This is a genomic window from uncultured Gilvimarinus sp. (assembly GCF_963975215.1).
Lineage (GTDB): Bacteria > Pseudomonadota > Gammaproteobacteria > Pseudomonadales > Cellvibrionaceae > Gilvimarinus.
Genome location: NZ_CAXBFW010000023.1, coordinates 34,715 through 60,199, shown reverse-complemented (window position 1 = coordinate 60,199; position 25,485 = coordinate 34,715). Strand labels below are relative to the sequence as shown.

Here is a 25,485-nt window from a genome sequence, read left to right as displayed (position 1 = left end):
AAAAACACATTAGCCTATGAGGCTAGTTGGCTGACACAGAGTTTTGAACACCCTCTTAAGTGCTGATTGAGCCACGCACCATAAATATAGAGTATGGAAAATATGGAATTTGAAAGTATGCTAAAGCGTTCTAGGTTTATGAACGCATTTGCTATCTTGTCGGCGGCTGCAGGAATAATATTCTTGCTGATTAAAGATGTATTTCTCGGCTATGAGATGAGGAACCCAGAGTTCGTTGTTATCATCCCCGCTGCACTAATTTTGAACGCAGTAGCGATCTTTTTACTCAATTACCTCAAGTCAGGGCAGCTTTTTGGTGCAACAAGAAACGCGAATGAAGAAATAATGCGCGAAGAGCTTTCTATGCTAAGAAAGGAGCTTAAAAATAGCTCCAACTATAACAAGCATAATGAACGGCTGTACTACGAAGTAGAAAAGCTAAAAGAAATAATTACGACGAATGAAAGCTATGGAAAAGTAATCTCCGAAGAGGAAAAGGCGAAGATACTGGTAAGCCTAAAAAAGGAGATATTGGAGAGCGCTTCTGAAAATCTTCTCAGTGAGATTGAGCAAAAATACTCAGTAGAAATACGAAAAGATAAATATCTTAAAGATCTGAGAGAGCAGTGTGAGCAAGTCCGATCTAGATTGAGAAAAGAAATCGAGTCGTTAGGTAGAAGGGGAAATCTAAATCTGGTTATTGGCGTGGTAACAACTATTGCCGCTGTCACTGTTTTGGCAACCACAGTGTTATCTGGCAACCATCAACTTACTCAGGATGAGTTAATGGCATACTATATACCGCGACTAACTCTAAGCATTTTTATTGAGCTATTTTCATTCTTTTTTTTGAAGCTATATAAAGCTGGTCTGAATGAAATAAAGTATTTCCAGAACGAGTTGACTAACGCTGAGATGAAATTTATAGCTGCAGAAAAGGCTGTAATGTCCGATAAAGAAGAGTCAATATCAGATGTAATAAAAGAGCTTGCTTCTACCGAAAGGAATTTTAAGTTATCAAAGGGTGAATCTACCGTAGAGCTAGAAAAGTTTAAAACTGATCAAGCGAACAATCAAAAAATTATCGATGCATTGACAGGCCTAGTTAGCGCCAAAAAATAATCACTTAACAATGCGCTTCTTTCGGAAAAATTTTCCGATGCGCTCCAAATTTTCCGCAGAGCGTGGCGTTAGCACCACACCACCATTAAACGAAGGTCAGTTCAATAGATGAATTATGGAAAATAAAGAAATAGTATTTGATCTTTATCGATTTCAACTACTGCCGTTGACAAGAACTCCTCAGCCTGACTTTTACAGAAATGAATTGCCAGTTGAAGAATTAAAGAGGCGAAAAAACGAACTGTTTGATGAAGTGTTGCGAAATCTTCCTGATTTACATCATAGGACGCTAAGCGTAAGACATAAAGTAATATTCAAGAAAGGAGATTGGCTTGTATTTAAATTTGGTGCTCAAAAGTCAGTCGAAAGAGAAGATGAAGATTTCCAAATAGAGCATATAGATAGTTGGCCTCACGTAACAGTCATAATAAATAACGATCCAGATGTTCAAATTGTCGCAATATCAAGAAACATCAGAGCATTTTCGGAATCTCAGGCTGTAGCGAATCTACTCGAAAAAAACTTTATGAAACATCTCGAAGCGTTACAGTTGACGTTAAGTATCGAAGGGATATTTGATAAGCAGAATTTTTGGGATATTGTAAATAAGTATCAAGGTAAGCTTACATCAATAAAGTTCGAGCTAATTTCGCCAAATATGGCAAATATATCCAAAGCTTTAAAGGTAGACTTACGCCAGATTAACGCTGAGACAAACTCACATAAAACCAATTTGGAGTTAAACTCAGCCGAAGGTGCCGTTTTAGAAGTCAGTCGTGAGAATGAAATTGTTGACAGTCTCGTTGAGTACGCATCTGAGGGTGGCGGTGATATATCCATAAAAATTAAGGGCTTAAGTAAAAAAATACATACCCAAAAAACAACTAGAACGATTGAATTGGATGAGCTAACAGTAGAAAGTTTGAATGAAACGTCGCTAGAGATTCTACTGCAGAGCCTTAAGCCATGACCTTAGAATATATTAAGAATATATCAACCTTTATAGTCTTTGCCGCCATAGTAAGATTTGCATCTGAATATTTGGGTTCTGACTATCTAATTCTGTTTTTAGATAAGAACCTAATTACGATTTTAATCGCTTTGCTTGCGATCAATACAACAACTGGTAGTGTTGTTATGACAAAGCTTAGAGAAATAACTGATAAAAATGGAGTGAATTTTTCAGAGACGATAAAGAATCTAAAGCTTTCTATCTTTGAACAGGTCTTTCTTATTGTCATCGCGTTGGTGCTTTTGGTTCTTGTTCATAGTCCGATATTTATGGCTCTGTTTACATACTCAAAGTCGTTAGTAGAAATATTGCTGATAGCTGTATTTATAGCGAGCTTATATAATTTGTATGATACGGCTAATTCGATTTTTATTATCTTGAATAACGAAGATGCACATTAAAAGTGCTAACAAGGCGATTTTGAAGAGAAGTTTACGATTCGCCTCAACCGCCCGAAAGTTGCGGCGCTAGCGTGAATAAATGACTATGATGACATTCCAAGAAGCATTGAAAGACTCAGAGCAATTTAATACACGACATGCTCTTCTGGGTAATGGGTTTAGCATCGCGTGTAGGCCGGAAATCTTTCTTTATGGGAAGTTGTATGAGAGAGCTGACTTCTCGAAATTGTCGCCGTATACTAAGAAAGCCTTTGAGGCATTATCGACACAAGATTTTGAAAGGGTTATTAAAGCGCTTCGCGACACAAAGGAAATAATCAAAGTATATAGATGCACAGATGCATGCTTAATCGATCAGCTTCAAAAGGATGCTGACGGACTCCGTGAGCTTTTGGTAAAAACAATTGCTGCGTGTCATCCTGCATGGCCCGGTGAGATAGAAGAACATGAATATGCCGCTTGCAGAGAATTTATTAGCCACTTCAAGACAGTTTACACCCTAAACTATGATCTACTGCTTTATTGGGCGCAGATGCACAACGAAGAAGGGGTGCATCCAACATCGGATGACGGATTCAGAAAGCCCGAAGACGACTATGAGGCAGGATATGTTACTTGGGAGCCGTGGAACAGCAAAAAACAGAATATGTGGTTTCTTCACGGCGCCCTCCATTTATTCGATGCGGGAGATGAGACGCAGAAATACACTTGGATTAACACGGGCGTTCGTCTTGTGGATCAAGTGCGAGACGCGCTTGCCAGAGATTATTACCCCATATTCGTTTCTGAGGGATCGAGTCGAGAGAAGTACGCAAAGATAAAGCATAACGATTATTTGGCTAAAGGCTACAGAAGCTTTTGCGAGATTGGTGGCTGCCTTTTCATTTATGGACATTCGTTGGCACCAAATGATGAGCATTTCATTAGAAGAATCGAAAACGGGAAGCTCAAAAAGATTTATGTGTCAATCTTCGGTGAACATGATGCACCGCTGAACAAAGCTATAATAGCTAGGGCTAATAGCATGGCTACTGCTAGGAAGTATGGTCGGCTAGACGTAGCTTTTTACGATGCGGGTTCTGCAAACGTATGGGGTTAGTTCCCGCTAACAATGCCACGGCGCCGGCTTTTCCGCTTAGGTGTTGCCTCCATTACAAAACCGCGCGTTCTGATGGGGCTTGGGGGAGGCATTACAACTCACATATAAAAAAGGGCCCGAAGGCCCTTTATCATGAAGATGAACTCAAATTAATGAGTCTCTTCCTCGATCTCGTCACCGAGATCTTCTGCACCTTCCTCTATGTCGTGCCACGCTGAGGAGGTGGCTTCTTTGGTGTTCTCCCAAGCGCTCTCGCTAACGTCTTTGGTTTTTTCCCAGGCCTGTTGCAGGGCGGCACAAAGTAGATGAGGGTCAGGCCTTACAATTTACACGCGCGAAAAGACTCTAGAGCCTAGATTGTAAGATCTGACCGGAGTGCCGTTCTACAAAGGCCTCTTTTTGACAGAAGTAGATTGTACAAAAAGATGTCTTAATTTGTTGATTTTTATAAGATTTTAGGCGAAATGAACGATAATAAGAGACGTGAGTTCGAGTTGTTTAATCGAAATTGCGTTTAATATACTGTTATGTGTGCGTCACCTACAAGCCATAGAAGAAGGGAATTTGATGACTAAATATTTAGGTTCTTGTCTGTGTGGTGCCGCGAAATTTGAAGTGCAAGGCGAGTTTGATAGCTTTTACCTGTGTCACTGTCAGCATTGCCAGAAGGATAGCGGTTCTGCTCATGCGGCAAATTTATTTTCACAGTCAGCTAAATTAATCTGGCTGGCAGGTTCAGGTTCTGTGGCTACCTTTACGTTTGCAGGTACTCGCCACAAAAAAAGTTTTTGTAAGGTTTGCGGTTCAGCATTGCCAAGCACTCATGACGCAGGTCTTCTAGTCATTCCCGCTGGGTGCTTGGACACGGAAGTCTCTATGTCGCCAACAGCTCACATCTTTACATCTAGCAAAGCTGTTTGGGATAAAGAGTTAGGCGCACTGCCGTCGTTCGACGGACTTCCAGATTGATAGCCCATCACATAACAAGTCAGAGCATTGAATGCTGGGGCAAATCTTGAATCGGGTTTTTTTCTGGTGGCTACTAGGTTCCACTTTAACTCCTCCAGCAGCCAGCTGAGTAAAATCTTCGGGGCGGGCCTTACAAATCACATGCACTAGAGCCTGAGCACGTTGGTGTAGATTCTATAATCTGATTCTTTCGCTTATGTAACTAAAAAAGGGCCCGAAGGCCCTTTCTGACAAAGATGAACTCAAATTAATCAGTCTTTTCTTCAATCTTGTCACCGAGATCTTCCGCACCTTCCTCTATGTCGTGCCACGCTGAGGAGGTGGCTTCTTTGGTGTTCTCCCAGGCGCTTTCGCTAACGTCTTTGGTTTTTTCCCAGGCCTGTTGCAGGGCGGCGCTGGTTTTGTTCCACCAATCTTCAGTGTATTCGGGCTGTGTTTTTAACTCGTCCTTGGTCATCTCCAAATGGACTTCATATTCCATGTCGTCAAAGCCTTTGTTGCCAGACTCTGGCTTAACGGTAAATGAGCCGCGCTGTATCACGACCTCTTTGCCGCCGAGGCCCATGACTTCTCCGGTTTCGATAACCAGCGAGTGTACGGACATATCGTTGCTCATTAGGATATCTTCTACTTCACCGATTTCCTGGCCGGTGCTGTCGAAAACCTCCGCCTCTTCAAGATCAGACATAGAGTACAGCCCTTCTGCCGCCAATGCAGAGCTGGCCATTGTGGTTGCGAGTAGAGCGGGAAGTGCAAGCTTTTGAAAATATTTCATTTTTAATTCTCCAGGAATGAAAAACTGTGCATAAATGATGTTAAAAGTCCTTCTTTTATCGAACTTAATGGTCATAGAGCAACTCTCGTACCAGAGTTGTGTGAAAATAAAAAATACTATTGGTAGGGGTGTGCGTATTGCTGGAAGAATGCTGCTGTTTTAGCGGTTTATAATGCGGTCGTACTCGGCCGCGTGATCTGTACCTGGTGCTGGCAATGTCATACGCCGCGTGGTGCCCAACGGCCATGGATATTCCACTGTCGACCGTTAAGGCTGTTGGGGCGAGGTGACTTTTTTCTAGCTGATTTGCATAGTTTTTATTTTTTTAAACTGCGAGAAAAGGCAAGTGCCGGCACTCGGTTACGGGGTTTCGCTTTGGGAAATAGAGAACGTTTTACAAGGGTATGCGATCAGCTTACAAAGTAGTAGGACAATAGGAAGGAGGTTCCGTTTAAGTTATGCAAATATCAAAGCGCCCGGCTTACGAAAAGTAGCTAGACCAGATGAGCGAAAGGCATGATAGGCCCAATCAATACAGTCGTAAAAAACTTAGGGGAGAGCTTCTAGCTAATTTTAGAGGTAAAAGATTTAGTGAGGTCGCCGGTTGACGTGGTGACGCCGATTGAGGCCCTTGGGCGTGTCTGTATATGGTGCGCTGCTTGTGCGTGGTTATATAAGCAGCGCACCAAGTCAGATCCGCCTTGATTACGCGAGGTATAGGGCTGCGTTATAGCGCGTTGTACAGTGCCCACTGGCTCAGTGTTCCTAGTGCGGCCATTATGAGGGCACCTAACAATGCCCAACCGAATCCGTCGATAGTGAGGTGGTCGGTCACTTTATCGGTAATTTTTAGCACGATGGCGTCGATGATCCAGCGGGTAATAAAAGCAAGTAGGTAGGCGATGCCTAAGGTCAGCACGGTGAACACGGTAAAAAATAGCCATCCGAGTAAAAAATTCAAAATGCCAAATATCGCTGCTACCCACAATGCGCTTTTAAAGTTCTTAATGTGAAACCCCGGTAATATAGCTGCCGTTAGCCACACAGTGAAAGATAAAATTAACCAATTTAAAATCAACGTCATTACGCTTCCGCCCAGATATTTTAGTATCAAATTTAGATTTTTATAAAGCGAAGATCATGCCAAATAAAGTGCCAAACAAGGCGAGCGCGCTCTTAAAAAGTTTCTGTAAGAAGCTAGGCATCCGAAAGTCAGTAATGGGAAAGCTTTACATTTGACGCTGCTTGCTTGAATGTCAGGTTGTCGTTTAGCTGTCAACGGTAAATACTTGCCCTTACACTCTACTCACTCTTTGTATTACTTGGTAAATACGATCAAGGATGTCATATGCGGATACGCCTGAAACACGAAAGGGCTCCCAGGTGTGAAGGTACTATCCTGCAGCGAGAATACATCGTCCGGTAGCTTAGCCATGAAATACATCTGATGGGGCGGAAAAGAAATCAGCTCTTTTATATCTTCGCGATAAGCGCGGTTATTTTGAGACATCATATACACCAGAGACCCTGTCTTTGCCGTGGGTAATTCATCGCTCTCGAATTTTTTAGCAATCTCATCCATCACTTGCTGTTCGCTGGCTCCAGCGTAAAGACGCGCTGTGTGATATTCGTAGGTCGGCAGCACTGACTCTAGGGCGGGCTTGTTTAAACAAGCCGGCTCAAAACGTTCGTTTGGGTTGCGCAACACCAAACATGTAAAATCATTGCTCCCCTCTTTTATCGTCTGAAATGTTCCGTCACGGAACATTAGGAATGTCGCTGAGTCGGTGATGTGTTTCGGCGCGGCTTCACTGGCATAAGTGACCTCACGCTTTTCTTCATCGGTCATGGCAATAGCCCCTGCCGCCACAAAAACTAAACCAAGTGCCGATACGATTTTAATAGCCTGTTCCATTTTACTGTCCTTTGGTAGGTTTTATTTACGTTATCGAAATGTTCAATGCGCTTTTACCCAACCCCTTAAAATCTATTAATCCTGTTTTTCACGGGTCAGCTTTAATTGGGTGGAGAGCTGAAATTGGTATTGCTCTAAGCTTTAACGGCCGTTATCCGCCTGCAAAGCATGTGACGACATCGCTCATCTCTTCGGTGTCACAGTAAATCGCCAAGCGTATTGCCGGTAAGACACGTGTTTTTCGTATTCTGGTTCCGAGTATTGCGTGCAGTGGTGCACCCAAGCATATTCAAAAACTTAAGGTGTTGGCACGTAAAGGTAGAGGCGAGTTAAGTCACAAGGTTATCGTGACCGTAAAAGAAGAATAGTCCACAAATCTATTATTTACTATTAGTGACTGTGGCCCGCAAAGACATTGCGGGCACCCGTACATACAAGAATCATATATGTGCCAGCGTGGGCCAACCTTTGTGTGTGTCCCGCATGCACGCTCTGGAAATAAGCAGCGTTTTGGGTGCCAAGGGTGCGCACCTTTCATAAATCACCGCGGGAATAAAAAAGCCCTGCGGTTGCAGGGCTTTAGGGGCGGATGTCCTTATCCGTTTTAGCGTTAATCCATTGCTATCGGTTCAAATAATCCATTAACCACTGCATGGCGGGGCGCTGTTGACCATTGCTGGTTATCAGGCCAGTGCCGTCGCGCCAGGTGGCGCCGACTACGTAACCCCAAAGGGTAATGCCTACCACATCCGGATGGTTGTAAAAGATCGGAAAGTGGCGCTGCATGTACTCCAGTTGCAGTTGGTCGTTGGATTCCTGAATGTCGTACTCGGAAATGTACAAAGGCAGGCCCAGTGCGGCGATCTGGTCCAGCTTGTCTTCAATTTCCTGCGCGCTCCAGGGCTGTGGGTTGTATAGGCCGTGGGCCTGCAATCCCAGAGCATCGACGTAGCCGGAGTTAACGGCGGGGCGAATCATGTCGATGATGGCATCGGTATCCCAGGTCATAAAGTTATAGTCGTTGTAGATAAGTATCGCGTTCGGGCAGTGCTCGCGCGCCAGGCGGAAGGACTCGGTAATCCAGTCGCTGCCAAAGGCGTTTGCTGCGTAGTTGGCCGGTGCGTGCGAAGGCAAGGCCTCGTTTACCACGTCAATCATCGCGGTGTCCGGGTAGCGCTCGCAGTAGTCGATCATCCACTCTTCTATTTCCGCGCGCTGCTCGGCTGCACTCAGCCCGTCGATCCAGCCTGGGCGTTGGCTGCCCCACACCAGTACGTGGGCCTTAACCGGAATGCCGTTGGCCCGTGCATAGTCGTAAATATCATCCAAAGGCCCCCAGTTGTACTGGTCGCGGGTGCCTTCTACCGAGCCCCACTTGCCTTCGTTTTCGGGGGTGATCTGATCCCAGTACTGGGTAAAGTCCGATCTCACGCTGCCATTGGTGGTGATGTTACCTACAAAAAACTCCGGGAAGTCGGGGTTGCCCGATGAGCTGCTGCTGGAGCTTGACGACGAGCCGCCATCGAACGGGTTGCCAAAACCAATAGAGCCACTGCAGTGCAGCATCTCGGAGTAAGAGCCCGCGCCGCATTCGCCGTCCCAGGCGCCGGTGTTGTCCTGTTGGTCTTCGGCTTGATAGGTGACATTGTTGACCATCACATAATCGACTTGTACGTCGCGGTCACCGGAGTCGTTGGTAAAGGCGACGCGCAGTTCGCCGCTGGCGTCGGTGTTGACGGTGTAATCCAGCATGCCGATGCTGAGCGTCCAGGTTTCGATGGTTTGCCCAGCAATTTCCAGGCTGACGCTTTCGTCGCCGGTGACACCGCTCATGCGCACGGTAATGCTGTTGCTGCCACTGCCGGTAGAGGACGAGCTGCTAGAGCTACTCGAACTGCTGGAGCTAGAACTAGAGCTGGCAGAGCCGCCGCCCTCTACCGCCAGGCTTGCCAGGCTCGCGGTGGCGCTGCCATTGGCGCAGAAACCAAAACTAGTGTCGCTACCCGGCGCGATGCTGGCGTTGTGGGCGGCCGGCGTTACGCTGGTGCCGCTAAGGTTGCCGTTCCACAAGTTGGTGATGTTAGAGCCATTTAGGCTAAGGTCTACGGTCCAGTTGGTAATGTTAGCGCTGCCGTTGTTGGCAACGATAACATCGGCGCAGTATCCGGCACCCCATTGGTTGGAGACGTTGAGTGTGGCCTCGCCAGAGCCGTCGGTAATGGCGTGTGCTGCGCTGGTACAGATGAGGGTCGTTGCTGCAAAAAGCAGCTTTATTCGAGTTGGGCTTCTCATTGCTGAACTCCTGTAAGAATCGTTATTGGCTTTGAGTTGCTCCTGTTACATTCAGGAACAGGGTTAAGCGCTAACCGGTGTCGCCGTACATCCTTTAAGCTCTAAAAGCTAATAATGAGTAACGAACATGGCTTCGCGATTCATTATTTGGCTACTGGCTAGCGAACAGCACCGCAGATTTAAGTCCTGCAGCACCTTATTGTCAATTTGAACTTAAGTCGAATGAGAGGCTTTTTACTTTTGTTTTTAAGTTTGTGCCGTGTGTCACGAAAGCATCTTGCTATTAGAAATATGTAATGGATTGTCTTATTCTGTGAGGGCTTGAAGAGAGGCACAAATATATAATTAAGCGCAACGCATAATAATAAAATTGTGTGCGTGCGTTTCACATGGCGGATACCCTTGTGCGTCGGGCACTGCACATTTGGACACTAACTGTACGTTCCCGGTATACCTCACGGCTGGCTGGGGAGATTCTGCAATCCTCTCCGACCTCCGACCTCCGACCTCCGACCTCCGACCTCCGACTATATCCCCACCCCACTTATACAAACCAGTTATAACCCTAGCAGAAATTACTATTTTTCCTGTCGCCTAAGTTTCGGTATGCTCGCGGCCTTATTGTCAGTAATTGGGTCTACGTAAATGGAATGGCAAGGGTTGTTATCGCTGGGTTTGGCGGTGGGTGCACTGTTGGTATTGATTTTTACTCGCATCGCGGCGCATCTGGTGATGATGGGGGTACTGGTCATTCTCAGTGCCACTGGCATCTTGACCGCCACCGAGGCGTTTGCCGGCTTTAGTAACCACGGGGTGCTGACGGTGGCGGCGATGTTTGTGGTGGCCGCGGGTATCCACGGCTCGGGCGGGGTCGACCTGTTGGTGAAGAATGTGTTGCGCCACCCGCGCAGTGTGCGCCTGGCGCAAATGCGTATTGGTGTGCCCGTGGCGCTGCTGAGTGCGTTTTTAAACAATACCCCGGTCGTCGCGACTATGATTCCGGCGGTGCGGGCCTGGGCGCGGCAAATTGATATCCCAGCCTCTAAGCTGATGATTCCCCTTAGTTACTCGGCCATTTTGGGCGGCACCTTAACGCTGATTGGTACCAGTACTAACCTGGTTGTGAATGGTCAGTACCAGGAGCTAACCGGCAGTGCCGGCTTCTCGCTGTTTTCGATTACCGCCGTGGGCTTGCCGGTGGTGATTGTGGGCATGCTGTTTATGTATTTTGTGTTTCCTAAACACTTGCCCGACCGCCAGGAAAAAGCCATGTTTGGCAACCTGCGCGAGTTTACGCTGGAGGTGGCGGTAGCCTCCGATGGCCCGCTGGTCGGCCAAACCGTAGAAGAGGCGGGGCTGCGCAACCTTAAACGCATTTACCTGGTCGAGATTGAGCGCGCCGGGGCGATTGTGCCGGCGGTAAGCTCGGAGGAGCAATTGCAAGGCGGCGACCGCCTGGTGTTTGCCGGTAATACCGAGGCGATTTCGGATTTGCTGCGTATTCGCGGCATTGTGCCCTCGACCGATGGCGAGCCGACGCTGGCGCGCGAGCACCGCGAGCGGCGCCTGGTAGAGGCGGTGATTTCACCTCATAGCTTTTGCATTAACCAAACGGTACGCGACGCGCAGTTTCGCGAGCGCTACGGGGCGGCGGTGTTGGCGGTAGCGCGCAACGGCGAGCGGCTGCCGGGCAATTTGGGTACCACCAAGCTTAAGCCTGGCGATACATTGTTGCTGGAGGCGCGCCCGGCGTTTGTCAGTCGGCAAAAATACAACAAAGACTTTTTGCTGATTAGCGATTTAGGCACCGAGCCGCCGCGTCATCAGCGGGCTTATTTATCTTGGGGCATTTTGTTGGCGATCGTACTGGCGGCGGCATTTGGGGTAATGAGCATGCTTAATGCCGCCCTGTTGGGCGCGGCAGCGATGATGATTACCGGTTGCTGCTCGGCGCAGCAGGCGCAAAAAAGCCTCGACCCGACAGTACTGCTAACCATTGCGGCATCGTTTGCCTTGGGTAACGCCATGTACAAAACCGGCGTCGCCCAGTGGCTGGCCGATGGCTTGTTGGTGGCGGGGCTGGGGCACCCGGTGTTGCTGCTGTTTTTAACTTATCTGGCGGTGTGGTTACTCACCGAGTCGATTACCAATAATGCTGCGGCTATTTTAATGTTGCCGGTGGTATTGGAGCTTACCCAAAAAGCCTCGCTTAACCCCGAGCCGTTTGTGTTGGCGACCATGATGGCGGCCTCGGCCAGCTTTAGTACGCCGCTGGGGTATCAGACCAACCTAATGGTTTACGGCCCCGGTGGTTACCGTTTTACTGACTTTTTAAAGGCCGGTGTGCCCATGAGTTTGTTGGTGGGCCTTACCACTGTCACCGTGCTGGCGCTGGGTTGGCCGCTGGCGCTGTAAAGAGTTTTGTTTTAGCCGCTTTTGCATGTAGGCCGCGCTGTTAGCGCGGCCTTTTTGTTTATGGCGCGGCCGCGCGCTAACAGGGGCTAATAACATTGCTTGTGTGTTTGCTCGCACAGGTACCTGGGCTTTGCACTTCTTTTACAGGCCCTTTTGCGTAATTGCACTATGGTTAGCTTAAGGATGTTTTTGTGGCGAGCCATGCTGGGGGAGTTGTTATGGCACAAGACCGTCGGGCCTTGTTTTTAAGTGGTTCTATTTTTCGCGCGTTGTTTGTGCTGGCTGCGCCCATTGTAATGGCCAATGTGCTGCAGGCCGGTTATCAGCTAACCGATGCTTTTTGGGTGGGGCGGTTAGGGGCCGAGGCGGTAGCCGCCGTGTCAGTAAGTATGCCGGTTACCTTTTTGGTTATCGCTATTGGCTCGGGGTTGGCCATGGCCGGGGCAACACTTACCGCGCAGTATATCGGGGCCGGGCGACAAGACCGGGTAAACCATGTGGCGGCGCAAACCATGCTGATGGTAACGCTGACGTCGGTATTGCTGGGTGGGCTGGGGTTTTGGTTGGCGCCGCACTTTTTAGCGCTGCTGGGTGTGGCGCCCGAGGTGTACCAGGGGGCACTGGGCTTTATGCGGGTGTCTTTTATTGGGGTTATCTTTGTATTTATCTTTTTTATGTTTCAGTCGTTAATGCGCGGTGTGGGCGAAACGCGCATTCCGCTGTTAATTGTGCTGGTCACTGTGCTGCTAAATTTTGGCTTAGACCCATTGCTGATTTTTGGTTGGGGGCCGATACCGGCTTTGGGCGTGCAAGGCGCCGCCGGTGCCACGCTTATCACCCAGTGTTTAGCGGCGAGTGCCGGGTTGCTGGTAATGCTGCGTGGGCGTCATGGTATTGCGTTGTCGTGGGGTTTGTTTCGGCCCGATCTTAGTTATATTAAAAAGGCGTTTTTTCTGGGGTTTCCGGGTTCTGTGGAGTTGTCTACCCGCAGTTTGGGTTTGATGGTGATGTCATTTTTGGCGGCCAGCTTTGGCACCCTGACCATCGCCGCTTACGGTATCGGCTCGAATATCTTACAGCTGATTACCATCCCGGCAATGGGGCTGTCGATGTCGGTATCGACCCTCGTGGGGCAAAACATCGGCGCGGGTAACCTTGAGCGCGCGGCGCAAATCACTAAATTAGGTGTGCTGATTGGCGGCGCCGCGTTAACGGTGTTGGGTGTGTGCGCTTATTTTATCGCGCCGGCGATTATTGCTTTTTTTGTGCCCGACGACCCGGACGTAATTCGCGAGGGGGCGCACTTTATTCAAATTATGGCGCTGGCGTGGGGCGGTATCGCGGTGCAGCTTTGTATTGCCTCGGCGTTTCGTGCCTCGGGCAATATGGTTAACGCCATGGTACTGGCGCTGCTGGCGCAGTGGATGTTTCAGTTTCCAGTGGCGTATGTTTTATCCAAGCATACCGAGCTTGGTGCGTCGGGTATTTGGTGGTCGTTTCCGGTTACCAATATTGCCGTGGCACTGGTGTCTGTGTGCTGGTTTGCCCGCGGCGGCTGGAAGCACACCCGCATCACCGAGGATGAGCAGCAAACGCTGCAGGTAACGCGCGAGACACTAGCGGAAGAGGGCTTCCGCTAGCCGTTAACACCAGGCGGGTTAACGCCAGGCAGGGGTTAAGAATAGGTGCCGCGAATGGGGTAATCGTTGGCCGGATCGCGCAGAAACTCTAAGCCCGATACCAGTGTGTCGGGTGCCGGCCGCGAGAAGGGGGCGTTGGCAATGTCGGCGACCTGAATGCGTCCTTCACTGTTGATGACAAACAGCGCCGGCTCGGCAAACGGGTGGTCGGTCTCCTGCTCCGAGCGCGGCTCGGAAATGTATAAACCTAGCCCTTTCATTTGCTCGATACTTAAGCCGTAATACAGCGGGAAAGAGACATCGAGCTGCTCTTGATGCTCTTTTAATTGCGCGGCACTGTCGGCCGATACGGCGACTAACTCGACCTCTATGTCGGCCAGGCGCTGCTTGTAAGCTTCGAGTTGATTTAAGTATTTTGTACAAATCGGGCAGTGCTTGCCCCGGTAGATCACCACCAGTTTCCAGCCCGTATCGGAGCTTCGCTGACCGAGAAACACCTCGTTGTCGGCGGTATCTTTTACGGTAAGTGCCGGAAATACAGCGGCGGCGGATATTTTGTTGGATCTCATTTGTGTGCTCCCTATAACCAACATGTGCGGCTTGGCGGACGGTGCGTCCACTCCCATAGACAGGAGGAGCAAGAATTAAGCCAGCCAGCATGTTTGGGCCGGGCTTAAAATATGTTGGGGCACGCAGTGACAGGCTCAGGCCGAGCCTGTCACAAGGGGGGGTTATACGGCGATTGAATCGTATACCACTACTTTGCTCCACAGGTGGCTGCACTGCTCGACAAACTTAAGGTGGATAGGGTCCACCTGATAAGCATCCTGGTCGGCGGCACTGTTAAACAACAGTAACTCCGATACCTGATAGCTGTTGTCTACGACCTCACGCTGCTCGGTGGAGGCCGGCACGCCAATATGAATGCCTTTTACCTGCTCAATCGCGCCCAGGCTTTTTAACCCGGCTATTAGCTGCTCGCGATCTTCTTTTGAGTCGGGGTTTTTAAGCCAAAAGTACACCTTGTGTACCACCGGTGGCAGGCTGCTGCAGTCTTCGGCGGCCTGTGCGGTGCCTATAGCAGCCGCCGCGCTTAGGGTAGCGGCGCCGGCCAGAAACTGGCGGCGGGATGAATCGCTCATGGTGCTCTCCATTTTTGGGGTATTGTTGTGCAGCAATAGTAGCAAACCCCATAGTTTTGCACAGCGCCAGCTTACGGTTTAACAGTTCTTTGCCTGAGGCGCATGCTTAATGCGGGTGGACTGTCCAGCTCACCAGCTTAAGCACCAGCGGGCGAACCATTAGTACGCAAACAAAGGCGCAGGGCATCGCCACCTGGTAGGCCCGCCACACCAAGCTAAAAAATGCGTCGTCTAGCCCCCGGTTTACTGCGGTAATAAGTGCGCACATCAGCAGCGCCATAATGCTGGCCATATAAAATGAAAATACGATAGGGGTGTATCGCGGGTGTAATTTACGCCGAAGCGCTGGGTTTTGCTCTGTTGCTTTGGATTGAGTCATAGAACCTCCTGCGGTGGTTGTGCCGTCAAGGTAGCGTGCTGGCAGCGGTGCCGGTAGAGGTTTGGGAGTGATAGTAGCAATAAGCTAAAGTTACGAATGATTTGGCTATTATGTTTGTTTTGGTTTTGGGTGGGTAGGTATGGATAGTCTGCGAGGTATCGAGAGCTTTGTGCGGGCGGTAGAGGCGGGCAGCATTGCCGGGGCGGCGCGGCGCCTGGGGATAAGCCCCGCCGCGGCGAGCCAAAACATCACCCGGCTGGAGTCTCAGTTGGGGGTGCGGCTGTTGGTGCGTACCACCCGTAGCCTGGCCCTTACCGACAGTGGCCGCGTGTATTATCAGCGAGTGGGATTATTGCTGCACGAGCTAAACGCGGCCAGTGAAGCGGTGAGCGAGTTGCATGATGAGCCGCGCGGGCGCCTGTGTGTTGCCGCCACGGCAGCGTTTGCCCGACATGTGCTGGCGCCGCTTATTCCCGCGTTTAACCGCTTGTATCCGCACATTAGTATCGAGCTGATGGCGACCGATCGCAATGTCGATCATGTGCGCGAGTCGGTCGATGTCAGTATCCGAATTCAGCCGGCGCTGGAGGAGGGGTTGGTCGCGCGGCATATTGCGCGCGTGCCATCAATCTTTTGCGCCGCGCCCGAGTACTTGGCCGTGCGAGGTGTACCGAAAGCACCGGAGCAGCTGCAAGAGCACGACTGTCTGGTGTTTCGGTTTCCGCTGGATGGCCGGTTTTTGCGCTGGGGCTTTGTTCGCGATGGTGAGCTTTTTTACCCTCCGGTGCGGGCGTCGACGATCAGTGACGACATCGATACACTCGCGCGTATGGCGGTAGCGGGGGCCGGTATTACGCGTTTAGGTGCGTTTATTGCCGCGCCTTTTATCGAGCGGGGCGAGCTGGTGGAGCTGTTTAGTCCCGTTGGCACGGGGGCGGCGGTAGCCGAGATAGAGCCACTGGATTTTTATTTTTGTGTCGGCGACCGGCACCAACTGACGGGCAAGGTTCGGGCGTTTCGCGATTACTTGTTAGAGGCCGTTCCGCCGGATTGGCGAGCGCCATAAGCCTACCTGACGACAAAAAAAATAACCGTTCAAAGTTAGCGGTGCTCCCTTTAAGGGCGGGTTAATAAGCGACAGAAAATTACTCGCCGCAAAGTCGCTTGCGCTATAGTAAATCTCGCTAGCAAACAAAAGTTGCTGTATGCCTTGGGGGATGGATGAATGCCGTTAATGCGCTGGATAATAGTCGTATGGTTTGCCGTGATTGCGGCGATGGTTGCCGCACAAGACGAGCCGCTGCACGAACCGGTAGAGGCTGTGGCCCCAGGCGCTGTTGATTTATGGGGTATGCATATCACCACGATCCGGGCGCAGTACCGGCAGTACACTCCCAAGCAGCGGGCTAGCACAACCCTCGAGCGCATTCGCGCAATTCCGGTTGCCAGATCGTATGATGTGTCCGTCAACCTGGTTCAGGAGCAAGATTACAAAGGCGCCTGGGTTATGGTGAATGATCAGCGGGTGATTGGCCTGCTGGATGATGACGCACCCGAAAAGCTAACCATTGGCGAGTATGCCGAACAAGTCAAAGCTCGGTTAGAGGTGTGGCTGGAGCGGCGCGATGCGCAAAAACGACCCGAGCTGTTGCTCAAAGGCGCGATTTATACCGCTATTGCCTCACTGTGTTTTGGCGGCATTATTTATCTTTTATTGCGCGGCCGCGAGCGGTTATTAGCCTGGCTGGAAAAGCGCAATAACCCGGCGGCGGTGGCGAGCCGGCTAAACGTTGGCGGTATTTATCTGGTGCCTTATTTGGTGTCGATGCTGTCAAGCTTGGCGCGATTGTTATTAATGGCGTTGATCGCGTTGTTCAGTTATTTGTGGCTGGCGTATGTGATGCGCCAGTTTCCGTACACGGTGGGTTTTGGCCAAAGGCTGACCGATTATATCGTCGATATTGTCACAGAAATTGGCTTGGGAATTATTGGCTCGATTCCCGATATTATTATGGTGCTGGTCATTTTTTGGCTGGCCAGTATTGTTAACGACATGGTTAAAAATGTGTTCTCGCGCATTGAGCGAGGCCGCTTGCGCTCGAGCCTGTTTGACCCGGAAACCGCCAAGGCGACCCGTCGCGTTATTGTGGTTTTGGTGTGGCTGTTTTCAATTGTGATTGCCTACCCCTATATCCCGGGCTCGGATACTGAAGCGTTTAAAGGCGTCAGTGTATTTTTAGGTTTAATTGTGTCGCTCGGCTCGGCCGGTATCGTCAGTCAGGTACTGGGTGGTTTAATTGTGGTTTACTCCCGTGCGTTTCAGCCGGGCGAGTATGTAAAAGTCTCGGATTATGAAGGCACCGTGACCACGGTTGGCGTGTTGTCGACCAAAATTAAAACCATCAAAATGAAGAGATAACCATTCCCAATGCGGTGCTGTTAAATGCCTCGAGTACTAACTACAGCCGCCTGGCTAAACCCGACGGTGTTATTATTTCTACCTCGGTGACTATTGGTTACGACACCCCCTGGCCTCAGGTGCACCCCATTTACTGCTAGACGCTGCCCAGCGTACCGATGGGGTGCGCGACAAACCCGAGCCCAATGTGCGGCAAACCGCATTAAGCGATTGGTATGTCGAGTATCGGTTACTGGTGCATATTGATAAACCCGAGATAAAAGTGGCCGTTTTGTCTGAGTTGCACCAGCATATACAGGACGTATTTGCCGAGGCCGATTTGCAGATTATGTCGCCGCACTTTATCGATCAGCCCGAGCAGGCACTAGTGCCCGCGCCTTGGGCGGCACCCGAGAAACCCAAGGCAACAGAGGGGCCGAAATAGCCACTGCTTATCGCTAACGGGTGGTTGATAATTGTGCGGTAATCGCAAATTTTACTAAGAGATGCTGATTTTTTTCTGGCTTCTGCTAGGCTTAGGGCAGCGTGCGGGTAACATTATCCCGACATGTTGCGGAAACTGTGTGCGGCCTTCCCGTAGGGCAATACCCGTAACCGCCGATTGCACTTGCCGATAGCACTGTAAGTGGCCTGCGGGCTACTTGGTGTATCGCTGATTTCGTCGCCTGGCGACGCAGAGGAGTCATCTATGCCTAATAAATTTAATAAAACGCTACTCGCCACAACCCTAGCTATAGCCCCATTTTTAGCCCACGGTGCATCTTTTCAGTTGCTGGAACAAAGCCCGGCGCACCTGGGTAAAGCATTTGCCGGCACCGGCTCTGATATTACCGATGCCAGCACCGTTTACTTTAACCCTGCCGGTATGACCAAGCTCGATCGCGTATCCTTTACCGCGGGTGCCAATCTGGTTGCCACTAACGCCAAGTTTAACGACGAGGGTTCGAGCTATACCGGTGGCGGTGATACCACCGACGAGTTGGGCTTTATCCCTAACGGCTACGCTGTGCTCCCCTTGGGGGATAGATTGGCCGTGGGTTTTGGCGTTAATGCTCCCTTTGGGCTCTCCAGTAGCTTTAGTGATGACTGGGCCGGGCGCTATTCGGCAACCTACAGTGAGTTGCAGCTGGTTAACGTCAATGCCACCGCCTCCTGGGAAATAAGCGATTTTATCGCGGTGGGCGCCGGTATTAACTATCAAATGATTGAGGCCGATTTACAGAGTCAGGTGGACTCAACCTTGGGTATAGCACCCGATCCGTCAACCGATAGCAGCGCTAAAATATCGGGTGATGACGATGACTTTGTGCTGGATTTAAGTGTGTTAATTACGCCGTCAGAGCGCACCAGTATCGGTGTTGTATGGCGTGAAGGTGGCGAGTTTAAGCTCGATGGCGACGCCGAGTTTACTAACAACGCCGCCTGTATGCCCGGCGCTGGCTACCCCACTGGTGCACCACCGGCGCCCACCACGGGGACTTTGTGTGCCGGGGGGTTACAGGCCTTATCCGGCGACATCGAGGCACCGGTTAATATGCCCGATACCCTTACCGTTAGTTTTACGCAGTATGTCTCGGATGGCTGGGCGTTTCACGCCGATATCGCTCAAACAAGCTGGAGCAGTATTCAAAATGTTGAAGTCACTAACAGCGGCAACGGCCAACAAGTAGACGAACTGGACCTGCAATACGACGACACTATGCGCTATGCGTTGGGTACGAGTATCGACACAGGCGCCTGGACCTGGCGCGCCGGTATCGCCTTAGATGAAACACCGCAAAGCAACCCAGAGCATGTTAGCCCGCGCATTCCCGATGCCGATCGCACCTGGTTAAGTGTCGGGGCAAACTGGGAGCTATCGAGCCATTTGTCGCTGGATTTTGGCTACGCCCACTTGTTTGTCGACGACGCCTCGCTGCGTGAAGAGTCGCAAACCGCCGCTGGCCCGGCAGTACTGGCCGGCTCGTTTGACAGCAGCGTGGATATTTTTGGGGCACAGTTAAACTGGCGTTTTTGATTTTTACGGAGAACGGGGAACGGATAACGGAGAACGGGGGCGGATAATTATTTCGTACCCCGTACCCCGTACCCCGTACCCCGTCACAACTTCTTTTCCCAAAACTCAGCCCGGCCCGCTTGCGGGTCGAGCTGGTAGCCGCTAAAGCCAAATTTTTGGTAGGCCGAGGCGGCAATTTTGTTTCCGCTCAATACCTCTAGCGTTAATTTGCAGCAGCCTTGTTCGCGGGCGATACCCTCGATATTTTGCAATAACTGTTGGCTGATACCTTGCCCGCGAAACTCCGGTAATACTGCCACGTCATGAATATTGATTAATGGTTTTCCCGCAAAGGTCGAGAACCCGGTAAAGGCATTTAACAGCCCCGCAGGCTTTTGCGAGACAAACGCCAATAAAGAGATGCCTTGGTGCTTTATGAGCCCGGCAATAATGTGGCAGCGAGCAAAATCACTTAACGGCTGGCCGCCGCCCATTGGGTCGCGTGCGTAGGCATCCAATAAATCTATAAGAGTCGCCGTGTGTTGCCGGTTGTTGTAGTCGACAGGTGTAATCTGTATCAACGCGTAAACTCCGTGGGTTTTTCTATTTCAATAATGGCGTCGGTGATAGAGTCCATTTTATCGCTCAACAGTGCCGCTGCATCGTACAAGCCGCGGTTGTAAAAATACGGGCCAATTTCTTTGACAAAAAAATCCAACAGAAACTGCGCATCAAAGCTGCCAATGCTTTGGTCTAGCTCATCGCGAAAGTATCCCTGAATTTTGTTCACGATAACGTCTTTCTCCTGATCGGAAAATTTCATTATTGTTCTCCTAAAGGCGTAATTACGGGTATGTCGGGAAGTGAGTTAACCTTGGCTTTGTCGGTATTTTTAGTGAGTCCGCGAGTCAGCGCCGCACTTTTTTGTTGTACGGTTTTACTCTGCCAATCAATATATTTTCTATCGGCTAGGTAGCGGGCCAGGCTGTCGGCTGCCATGATTTTTATATCCTTTCACTTGCTATCGCGGATCCCGCACAATTATCCGTCATCCGTCATCCGTCATCCGTCATCCGTCATCTTGCTGCCGCGCAAAATACTCTTTGGCTGCCTGCATGATACGCGGCGCGAGGATCAGGGCGGAGATCATTGTGGGTATCGCCATGGCCGCATACATCGCAATTAAAAAATTAAAAATAACCCCTACCGAGCCAACACTACCCGCGATAATCAACAGGCAGTAGGCCCAGACATAATGATGTTGGTGTTGTGCGCCGATTAAAAAGCCCAAGCATTTGCTGCCGTAGTACCAAAAAGTCATGATGGTACTAAGGCTCAAAAAAATTACCATAATCGTTAACAGCAGTGGGCCCCAGTTACCGTAGGTACTGCTAAAAGCGTTGGCGGTGAGTGTTACGCCATCGGCCTCGGTGCTTTGCCAGACGCCGGTTATAAGAATCACCAGGGCGGTACAGGTGCAGACGATTAAGGTGTCGATCACCGGGCCGGTCATCGCCACTAGCCCTTCGCGCACGGGCTCGTTGGTGCGCGCGGCGCCGTGCGCCATGGACTCTGTGCCAATACCCGCCTCGTTAGAAAAAGCGCCGCGGCTAACCCCTACTTGAATCACCGTGCCTAACGCGCCGCCAGCTACTGCCTGACCGGTAAACGCGTCTTGAAAGATTAAGGCGAAGGCGGCGGGTATTTCACTCAGGTTTGTTATCAGGATGCCCAGCGTCATTAGCATATAACCGACCACCATGGCCGGCACTAAACGCGAGGTTACTTTGCCCACGCGCGGCAGGTTGCCACTGATAACCGCCAGCACCAGTAGCGCGGCAACAATGCCGACTGCTAAGTCAAAGCCGAGGTGTGATTGCTCGCTGGCCAGTTGCAGTGGGTAGGCGACAGAGGTACGCAACATGGCCACCAGCTGATTAATTTGAAACACCGGCTGGGTGCCGCACAGGCCAGCAAAGGCAAAAAATATCGCCAGAGGGATCCAGCGTTTACCCAGACCTTCGCGGATGACATACATTGGGCCGCCCTGTAGCGCTCCCTGGCTGTCATACCCCCGGTACATAACGGCAGCGGTACCGGTAAAAAATTTGGTGGCAATACCCACGATGGCCGTGAGCCACATCCAAAATACGGCGCCCGGCCCGCCGGCGGTAATGGCGAGTGCCACACCGGCAATGTTGCCGAGCCCGAGTGTGCCCGACAGGGCAGTGGTGAGGGCCTGAAAATGACTCAGTGTGCCTTTATCGGTGCTGTTGTCGTAGCGGCCGGTGAGAATCGTAAAACCGTGGCCGAAGTGACGGTAGGGAAGGGCGCGACTGTAGAGCAGAAAAAATAAACCGCCACCCACCAGCAGTAAAATTAGGGGCGTACCCCACATAAAGCTGGCGAATTGCTCCATCCAGTTAGCCACGACATCCTCCCGTTAATAAATATACGGGATATACCCTAGCATGCTAACGGGGAACGGGGAACGGGGAGCGGGGAACGCCGGGCCATCTGAATAGCCCGGCGTAATGCAGGTTTAGTTGTTGGCTTCTTCGGCGCCGGCCATACCTAACTCTTTGAGTTTACGGGTCAGGGTGTTGCGGCCCCAGCCCAGCAGGTTGGCGGCGTCGCGCTTGCGACCTGCGGTGTATTTTAGAGCCGTTTCGATCAGCGCTTTTTCAAACGTGGGTACGGCCTCGCTAAGAAGTTGGTGATGGCCGCGGGCCAACGCTTGATCGGCCCAGTGGCGCAGGGCTTTCTCCCAGTCATCAGCCGGCGCGTTGCCCTCTTTGTTGTCCATCAGCTCGGGGGGTAAATCCTCGGTGTGAACTTCACGGCCCGATGCCATGACCGTAATCCAGCGGCAGGTGTTTTCCAGTTGGCGAACGTTACCCGGCCAGGGCAAGCTGCACAAAAACTCTTCGGTTTCGGAGAGCAGAATTTTGGTGTCGACATTCAGCTCGCTAGCGGCTTTTTGCAAAAAGAACTGCGCCAGCTTAGGGATGTCTTCGCGGCGCTGGGCGAGTTTTGGAATATGGATGCGAATCACGTTTAGGCGGTGAAATAAATCTTCGCGGAACGAGTTTTCGGTCACCAGGTTTTCCAGATCCTGGTGGGTGGCGGCAATGATACGCACATCCACTTTCACCGGGGTGTGACCACCGACGCGGTAAAACTCGCCGTCGGCCAATACCCGCAGCAGGCGCGTTTGTGTTTCGGCGGGCATATCACCAATTTCATCCAAAAACAGGGTGCCGCCGTTGGCTTGCTCAAAGCGGCCCTGGCGCTGGGTAGCGGCCCCGGTAAAGGCGCCTTTCTCGTGGCCAAACAGTTCGGATTCCATTAAGTCTTTAGGGATGGCGGCCATATTTAACGCGATAAACGGCTCGTTGCGGCGCGGGCTGTGGCGGTGCAGCGCGCGCGCCACCAGCTCTTTACCGGTGCCCGACTCGCCGTTAATAAGCACAGTGATGTTGGATTGTGACAGGCGTCCGATGGCGCGAAACACCTCTTGCATGGCGGGCGCTTCACCGATGATTTCCGTATCAATTTCGACGGCGTCCGGGTGGCTGCGCTCGGACTTTTGCTCCTCGGCGTGGGCCAGTGCACGCTGTACGACGGCAACGGCCTCGTCGACGTCAAACGGTTTGGGTAAGTATTCAAACGCACCGCCTTGGTACGCCGCCACGGCGCTGTCTAGATCTGAGTGGGCGGTCATAATAATCACCGGCACCGTCGGGTGGTTGGCGTGCAGGGTGGACAGTAACCCCAAACCGTCGACGCCAGGCATGCGAATATCGCTGACGATGGCATCGGGTACTTCGCGGCTCAGTTGGCCAAGGGCTGCATCGCCCGAGTCGAAGGTGCGGGTTTCGATGTTCGAGCCCTGCAGGGCTTTTTCTAGCACCCAGCGGATAGAACGGTCGTCGTCAATGATCCAAACTCGATTAGACTTCTGCATGGCGGTTTCTCATTGGTGTTGAGTTTGTGTTGGAGGCGGCCATTGGCAAGAACAGCGAGAAGCGGGTTTCGCCCGGCTCACTGTGGCACTCGATCAGCCCCTGATGTTGATGAATTAGGTGTTGTGAGATAGTCAGCCCAAGCCCGGTGCCTTCGGCGCGGCCCGATATCATCGGGTAAAAAATCTGCTTTGCCATTTCTTCGGGGATGCCGGGGCCGTTATCAATCACTTCAATATGTGTCACCAGCGGGTGGTGTTGGCGGCCAATGGTAAATTGGCGACGCACCCGGGTGCGCAATGTCAGCGATGGCGCCAGCGTCTGGTTTTCGAGCATCGCCTGCATGGCATTGCGGGCGATGTTGAGCAATGCCTGAATCAGCATCTCTTTGTCGCCGTGCATATCGGGAATGCTTGGGTCATAGTCGCGCACGATGCGAATGGCATCGTCGCTCTCGGCGCGAACCATCGTGGCTACCCGCTCAAGTACTTCGTGAATGTTTAAATCACTTTGCTGTGGCAGCTGGTTGGGGCCGAGCATGCGATCGACCAGGTTGCGCAGTCGGTCGGCCTCGTCGATGATGATGCTGGTGTACTCGGTAAAGGCGTCGCCGGGCAGCTCCCGGGCTAACAGCTGCGCCGCGCCGCGAATACCGCCCAGTGGGTTTTTAATCTCGTGGGCCATGCCGCGAATCAAGCCACGGGTGGTTTCCTGGCTCGAGGCCATCATCTCTTCGCGTGAAATTCTCAGCAGCCGGTCGATGGGTAAAATCTCGATCACCAGGCCGTCGTTGTTGGTAAAAGGCGTTACGGTGTAGTCCACCGTAATTTGCTCGCCGTTTAGCAGCTGCCACTCGGCGTGGCGCTTGGTGTAATGATCGGCATTGCGCGCCGCCTGCAGCAGCTCGCCGGCGGTATCGGCTGACTCGTGAAAAAAATGCGTAATCGCCTCGCCCTGACAGCGCTCACAGCTAATCGACAGCAGTACTTCGGCCGCTGGGTTCATGTGGCACAGCTGCAGGTGGCTATCGAGCAAAATGATGGCCGTGCTCAGGCTGTCCAGCAGTGGTTTGTGTATATCCTGGGGCGTCACGTCGGCTTACTACTCCAAAGACCGCGTTGCGGTGGTTGATAGAGGTGCACTATGCAAATAGCGAACCAAAGCGAAAAAGCCCGAAAAACGGGCGTTTTCGTCATGATTGTTAAAGAGTCTTCGTTATTTTTGCACAAAAATGGTGCTTTTGCGTTAAAGCAGGGCGCAGAATGCGCCCTTATTTGGGGTGTGATGCAATTTAGGGCTGCTTGAGAGCGGTTAGTTCAGAACCGAGGCGCGGTGCACATAAACCGTTACGGTCGCGCTTTTGGAGAGCACTTTACCCTTGGCCGATTCCACCTGGGCGTAGATTTTGTGTTCGCCGCGATAGATCTCGCGAATCGAGTAGTTGTTAACGGTGCCTTTACCCAGCAGCTCGCCGTCCATGTAGTAGGCGATTTGGGCGTTATCTTGCAGCGGGGCCTGCAAGCTGACGGCGATAATTAAATCCCGTTGGCCGGGGGTGACTGTGTGCTCGTCGGCCGGGCTGACGATACGAATTGCGTAGTTCGGCCGGTCGCGCTCGGACTGGCTGGAGGCTTCCGGCTCGGTAATTTCAATGGCTTTGCCGGCGGGCATAACATTGGTGGGGCGCACCTCGATTTTCTCCGACTTACCGCTTTTTTGCGCGGTGCCCGGGTCGTCGGTATAGGTGACGTTGCCGTACTTGTCGACGGACTTATACACCTCGGCCTGTGCGCTTGCCGCAAATAGCAGCAGAGCGGCAATAAAAAGCTTTTGTCCTGTGTGCGGTTTCATGGTGCTGTCCTGCGATTGACCGTCCAAGGCTATAAGATAGCGTGTCGGCCGGCAAAGAAAAAGGCCCGATCATTGCTGATCGGGCCTTTTTGT

The 25,485-nt window shown here is 51.3% G+C and carries 26 protein-coding genes; 12 read left to right on the top strand and 14 right to left on the bottom strand.

Translation table 11 applies throughout. The annotated features are described in order from the left end of the window. The first annotated feature begins 102 nt into the window (after positions 1-102). The 5 genes from AAC019_RS13930 to AAC019_RS13910 all read left to right on the top strand — a co-directional run bounded on the left by AAC019_RS13930 (position 103) and on the right by AAC019_RS13910 (position 4,603). Positions 103-1,122 carry a hypothetical protein gene (locus tag AAC019_RS13930; RefSeq protein ID WP_339899644.1) on the top strand — a complete coding sequence of 340 codons (1,020 nt, stop codon included), beginning with the start codon at positions 103-105 and terminating at the stop codon, positions 1,120-1,122. Between the two features lie 115 nt (positions 1,123-1,237). Then, positions 1,238-2,092, top strand: coding sequence for a hypothetical protein (locus AAC019_RS13925; RefSeq protein WP_339899642.1), 855 nt, complete (start codon positions 1,238-1,240; stop codon positions 2,090-2,092). Continuing rightward, positions 2,089-2,535 (top strand): hypothetical protein, encoded by a 447-nt coding sequence (locus AAC019_RS13920; protein WP_339899641.1) that lies wholly within the window; start codon positions 2,089-2,091, stop codon positions 2,533-2,535. Before AAC019_RS13925 ends, AAC019_RS13920 begins: the two co-directional genes overlap by 4 nt. A 79-nt stretch (positions 2,536-2,614) precedes the next feature. Then, positions 2,615-3,634: a DUF4917 family protein gene (locus AAC019_RS13915; protein ID WP_339899640.1), complete on the top strand. Its 1,020-nt coding sequence runs from the start codon at positions 2,615-2,617 to the stop codon at positions 3,632-3,634. Between the two features lie 567 nt (positions 3,635-4,201). Further along, positions 4,202-4,603 carry a GFA family protein gene (locus AAC019_RS13910; RefSeq protein WP_339899638.1) on the top strand — a complete coding sequence of 134 codons (402 nt, stop codon included), beginning with the start codon at positions 4,202-4,204 and terminating at the stop codon, positions 4,601-4,603. Positions 4,604-4,850: 247 nt separating this feature from the next. Here the strand turns inward: AAC019_RS13910 and AAC019_RS13905 are convergent, their stop codons facing one another. The 4 genes from AAC019_RS13905 to AAC019_RS13890 all read right to left on the bottom strand — a co-directional run bounded on the left by AAC019_RS13905 (position 4,851) and on the right by AAC019_RS13890 (position 9,585). Then, positions 4,851-5,453 (bottom strand): PRC-barrel domain-containing protein, encoded by a 603-nt coding sequence (locus AAC019_RS13905; protein WP_339899637.1) that lies wholly within the window; start codon positions 5,451-5,453, stop codon positions 4,851-4,853. A 652-nt stretch (positions 5,454-6,105) separates the two neighbouring features. Continuing rightward, a complete protein-coding gene (locus AAC019_RS13900; protein ID WP_339899636.1) occupies positions 6,106-6,462 on the bottom strand; it encodes a phage holin family protein in 357 nt (118 codons plus the stop codon). 234 nt (positions 6,463-6,696) lie between these two features. After that, positions 6,697-7,293 (bottom strand): chromate transporter, encoded by a 597-nt coding sequence (locus AAC019_RS13895; RefSeq protein ID WP_339899635.1) that lies wholly within the window; start codon positions 7,291-7,293, stop codon positions 6,697-6,699. Positions 7,294-7,914: 621 nt separating this feature from the next. Next, entirely contained in the window at positions 7,915-9,585 is a 1,671-nt protein-coding gene (locus AAC019_RS13890) for an endo-1,4-beta-xylanase (RefSeq protein ID WP_339899633.1), read from the bottom strand. 645 nt (positions 9,586-10,230) lie between these two features. Between AAC019_RS13890 and AAC019_RS13885 the strand changes: the two genes are divergently transcribed. Both AAC019_RS13885 and AAC019_RS13880 read left to right on the top strand, forming a co-directional pair. Further along, positions 10,231-12,000, top strand: coding sequence for an SLC13 family permease (locus AAC019_RS13885; protein ID WP_339899632.1), 1,770 nt, complete (start codon positions 10,231-10,233; stop codon positions 11,998-12,000). A gap of 218 nt (positions 12,001-12,218) precedes the next feature. After that, entirely contained in the window at positions 12,219-13,640 is a 1,422-nt protein-coding gene (locus AAC019_RS13880) for an MATE family efflux transporter (protein WP_339899630.1), read from the top strand. A gap of 35 nt (positions 13,641-13,675) precedes the next feature. Here the strand turns inward: AAC019_RS13880 and AAC019_RS13875 are convergent, their stop codons facing one another. From AAC019_RS13875 to AAC019_RS13865, 3 genes are all read right to left on the bottom strand, one after another. Next, positions 13,676-14,209: a peroxiredoxin-like family protein gene (locus AAC019_RS13875; RefSeq protein WP_339899628.1), complete on the bottom strand. Its 534-nt coding sequence runs from the start codon at positions 14,207-14,209 to the stop codon at positions 13,676-13,678. Between the two features lie 162 nt (positions 14,210-14,371). Further along, positions 14,372-14,782 carry a Dabb family protein gene (locus tag AAC019_RS13870; RefSeq protein ID WP_339899627.1) on the bottom strand — a complete coding sequence of 137 codons (411 nt, stop codon included), beginning with the start codon at positions 14,780-14,782 and terminating at the stop codon, positions 14,372-14,374. Positions 14,783-14,888: 106 nt separating this feature from the next. After that, on the bottom strand, positions 14,889-15,161 hold the full coding sequence (locus tag AAC019_RS13865; RefSeq protein ID WP_339899625.1) for a DUF2798 domain-containing protein: 273 nt from the start codon (positions 15,159-15,161) through the stop codon (positions 14,889-14,891). A gap of 139 nt (positions 15,162-15,300) precedes the next feature. Here AAC019_RS13865 and AAC019_RS13860 point away from each other — a divergent pair, with 139 nt between their 5' ends. The 4 genes from AAC019_RS13860 to AAC019_RS13845 all read left to right on the top strand — a co-directional run bounded on the left by AAC019_RS13860 (position 15,301) and on the right by AAC019_RS13845 (position 19,597). After that, on the top strand, positions 15,301-16,227 hold the full coding sequence (locus tag AAC019_RS13860; RefSeq protein ID WP_339899623.1) for a LysR substrate-binding domain-containing protein: 927 nt from the start codon (positions 15,301-15,303) through the stop codon (positions 16,225-16,227). Positions 16,228-16,386: 159 nt separating this feature from the next. Beyond that, the gene (locus AAC019_RS13855) at positions 16,387-17,580 is read left to right on the top strand and encodes a mechanosensitive ion channel domain-containing protein (protein ID WP_339899621.1); all 1,194 of its coding nucleotides are present in this window, start codon (positions 16,387-16,389) and stop codon (positions 17,578-17,580) included. Positions 17,581-17,689: 109 nt separating this feature from the next. After that, positions 17,690-18,004, top strand: a complete 315-nt coding sequence (locus AAC019_RS13850) for a hypothetical protein (RefSeq protein ID WP_339899647.1) — start codon at positions 17,690-17,692, stop codon at positions 18,002-18,004. A gap of 264 nt (positions 18,005-18,268) precedes the next feature. Then, positions 18,269-19,597 carry an outer membrane protein transport protein gene (locus AAC019_RS13845; RefSeq protein ID WP_339899619.1) on the top strand — a complete coding sequence of 443 codons (1,329 nt, stop codon included), beginning with the start codon at positions 18,269-18,271 and terminating at the stop codon, positions 19,595-19,597. 83 nt (positions 19,598-19,680) lie between these two features. Here the strand turns inward: AAC019_RS13845 and AAC019_RS13840 are convergent, their stop codons facing one another. The 6 genes from AAC019_RS13840 to glnL all read right to left on the bottom strand — a co-directional run bounded on the left by AAC019_RS13840 (position 19,681) and on the right by glnL (position 24,633). After that, positions 19,681-20,157: a GNAT family N-acetyltransferase gene (locus tag AAC019_RS13840; RefSeq protein WP_339899618.1), complete on the bottom strand. Its 477-nt coding sequence runs from the start codon at positions 20,155-20,157 to the stop codon at positions 19,681-19,683. Next, on the bottom strand, positions 20,154-20,399 hold the full coding sequence (locus AAC019_RS13835; RefSeq protein ID WP_339899616.1) for a DUF2164 domain-containing protein: 246 nt from the start codon (positions 20,397-20,399) through the stop codon (positions 20,154-20,156). The genes AAC019_RS13840 and AAC019_RS13835 overlap by 4 nt, the downstream gene beginning before the upstream one ends. Continuing rightward, the gene (locus AAC019_RS13830) at positions 20,399-20,575 is read right to left on the bottom strand and encodes a hypothetical protein (RefSeq protein ID WP_339899614.1); all 177 of its coding nucleotides are present in this window, start codon (positions 20,573-20,575) and stop codon (positions 20,399-20,401) included. The genes AAC019_RS13835 and AAC019_RS13830 overlap by 1 nt, the downstream gene beginning before the upstream one ends. 70 nt (positions 20,576-20,645) lie before the next feature. Next, on the bottom strand, positions 20,646-21,995 hold the full coding sequence (locus AAC019_RS13825) for an alanine/glycine:cation symporter family protein (RefSeq protein WP_339899645.1): 1,350 nt from the start codon (positions 21,993-21,995) through the stop codon (positions 20,646-20,648). A 123-nt stretch (positions 21,996-22,118) separates the two neighbouring features. Then, entirely contained in the window at positions 22,119-23,543 is a 1,425-nt protein-coding gene (glnG, locus tag AAC019_RS13820) for a nitrogen regulation protein NR(I) (RefSeq protein ID WP_339899613.1), read from the bottom strand. Then, on the bottom strand, positions 23,530-24,633 hold the full coding sequence (gene glnL / locus AAC019_RS13815) for a nitrogen regulation protein NR(II) (RefSeq protein ID WP_339899612.1): 1,104 nt from the start codon (positions 24,631-24,633) through the stop codon (positions 23,530-23,532). Before glnL ends, glnG begins: the two co-directional genes overlap by 14 nt. A gap of 51 nt (positions 24,634-24,684) precedes the next feature. On the opposite strand from glnL, the gene AAC019_RS13810 reads away from it, so the two are divergent. Then, a complete protein-coding gene (locus AAC019_RS13810) occupies positions 24,685-24,846 on the top strand; it encodes a hypothetical protein (RefSeq protein ID WP_339899610.1) in 162 nt (53 codons plus the stop codon). Between the two features lie 6 nt (positions 24,847-24,852). On the opposite strand, the gene AAC019_RS13805 is transcribed toward AAC019_RS13810, so the two are convergent. Beyond that, on the bottom strand, positions 24,853-25,392 hold the full coding sequence (locus AAC019_RS13805) for a DUF4124 domain-containing protein (protein ID WP_339899609.1): 540 nt from the start codon (positions 25,390-25,392) through the stop codon (positions 24,853-24,855). Positions 25,393-25,485: the final 93 nt, after the last annotated feature.

Bases quoted from the DNA above. Each gene is read 5' to 3' on its own strand.
- AAC019_RS13930 (WP_339899644.1), top strand. From the start codon at position 103: ATGGAATTTGAAAGTATGCTAAAGCGTTCTAGGTTTATGAACGCATTT.
- AAC019_RS13925 (WP_339899642.1), top strand. From the start codon at position 1,238: ATGGAAAATAAAGAAATAGTATTTGATCTTTATCGATTTCAACTACTG.
- AAC019_RS13920 (WP_339899641.1), top strand. From the start codon at position 2,089: ATGACCTTAGAATATATTAAGAATATATCAACCTTTATAGTCTTTGCC.
- AAC019_RS13915 (WP_339899640.1), top strand. From the start codon at position 2,615: ATGACTATGATGACATTCCAAGAAGCATTGAAAGACTCAGAGCAATTT.
- AAC019_RS13910 (WP_339899638.1), top strand. From the start codon at position 4,202: ATGACTAAATATTTAGGTTCTTGTCTGTGTGGTGCCGCGAAATTTGAA.
- AAC019_RS13905 (WP_339899637.1), bottom strand. From the start codon at position 5,453: ATGACCATTAAGTTCGATAAAAGAAGGACTTTTAACATCATTTATGCA.
- AAC019_RS13900 (WP_339899636.1), bottom strand. From the start codon at position 6,462: ATGACGTTGATTTTAAATTGGTTAATTTTATCTTTCACTGTGTGGCTA.
- AAC019_RS13895 (WP_339899635.1), bottom strand. From the start codon at position 7,293: ATGGAACAGGCTATTAAAATCGTATCGGCACTTGGTTTAGTTTTTGTG.
- AAC019_RS13890 (WP_339899633.1), bottom strand. From the start codon at position 9,585: ATGAGAAGCCCAACTCGAATAAAGCTGCTTTTTGCAGCAACGACCCTC.
- AAC019_RS13885 (WP_339899632.1), top strand. From the start codon at position 10,231: ATGGAATGGCAAGGGTTGTTATCGCTGGGTTTGGCGGTGGGTGCACTG.
- AAC019_RS13880 (WP_339899630.1), top strand. From the start codon at position 12,219: ATGGCACAAGACCGTCGGGCCTTGTTTTTAAGTGGTTCTATTTTTCGC.
- AAC019_RS13875 (WP_339899628.1), bottom strand. From the start codon at position 14,209: ATGAGATCCAACAAAATATCCGCCGCCGCTGTATTTCCGGCACTTACC.
- AAC019_RS13870 (WP_339899627.1), bottom strand. From the start codon at position 14,782: ATGAGCGATTCATCCCGCCGCCAGTTTCTGGCCGGCGCCGCTACCCTA.
- AAC019_RS13865 (WP_339899625.1), bottom strand. From the start codon at position 15,161: ATGACTCAATCCAAAGCAACAGAGCAAAACCCAGCGCTTCGGCGTAAA.
- AAC019_RS13860 (WP_339899623.1), top strand. From the start codon at position 15,301: ATGGATAGTCTGCGAGGTATCGAGAGCTTTGTGCGGGCGGTAGAGGCG.
- AAC019_RS13855 (WP_339899621.1), top strand. From the start codon at position 16,387: ATGCCGTTAATGCGCTGGATAATAGTCGTATGGTTTGCCGTGATTGCG.
- AAC019_RS13845 (WP_339899619.1), top strand. From the start codon at position 18,269: ATGCCTAATAAATTTAATAAAACGCTACTCGCCACAACCCTAGCTATA.
- AAC019_RS13835 (WP_339899616.1), bottom strand. From the start codon at position 20,399: ATGAAATTTTCCGATCAGGAGAAAGACGTTATCGTGAACAAAATTCAG.
- AAC019_RS13830 (WP_339899614.1), bottom strand. From the start codon at position 20,575: ATGGCAGCCGACAGCCTGGCCCGCTACCTAGCCGATAGAAAATATATT.
- AAC019_RS13825 (WP_339899645.1), bottom strand. From the start codon at position 21,995: ATGGAGCAATTCGCCAGCTTTATGTGGGGTACGCCCCTAATTTTACTG.
- glnG (WP_339899613.1), bottom strand. From the start codon at position 23,543: ATGCAGAAGTCTAATCGAGTTTGGATCATTGACGACGACCGTTCTATC.
- AAC019_RS13810 (WP_339899610.1), top strand. From the start codon at position 24,685: ATGCAAATAGCGAACCAAAGCGAAAAAGCCCGAAAAACGGGCGTTTTC.
- AAC019_RS13805 (WP_339899609.1), bottom strand. From the start codon at position 25,392: ATGAAACCGCACACAGGACAAAAGCTTTTTATTGCCGCTCTGCTGCTA.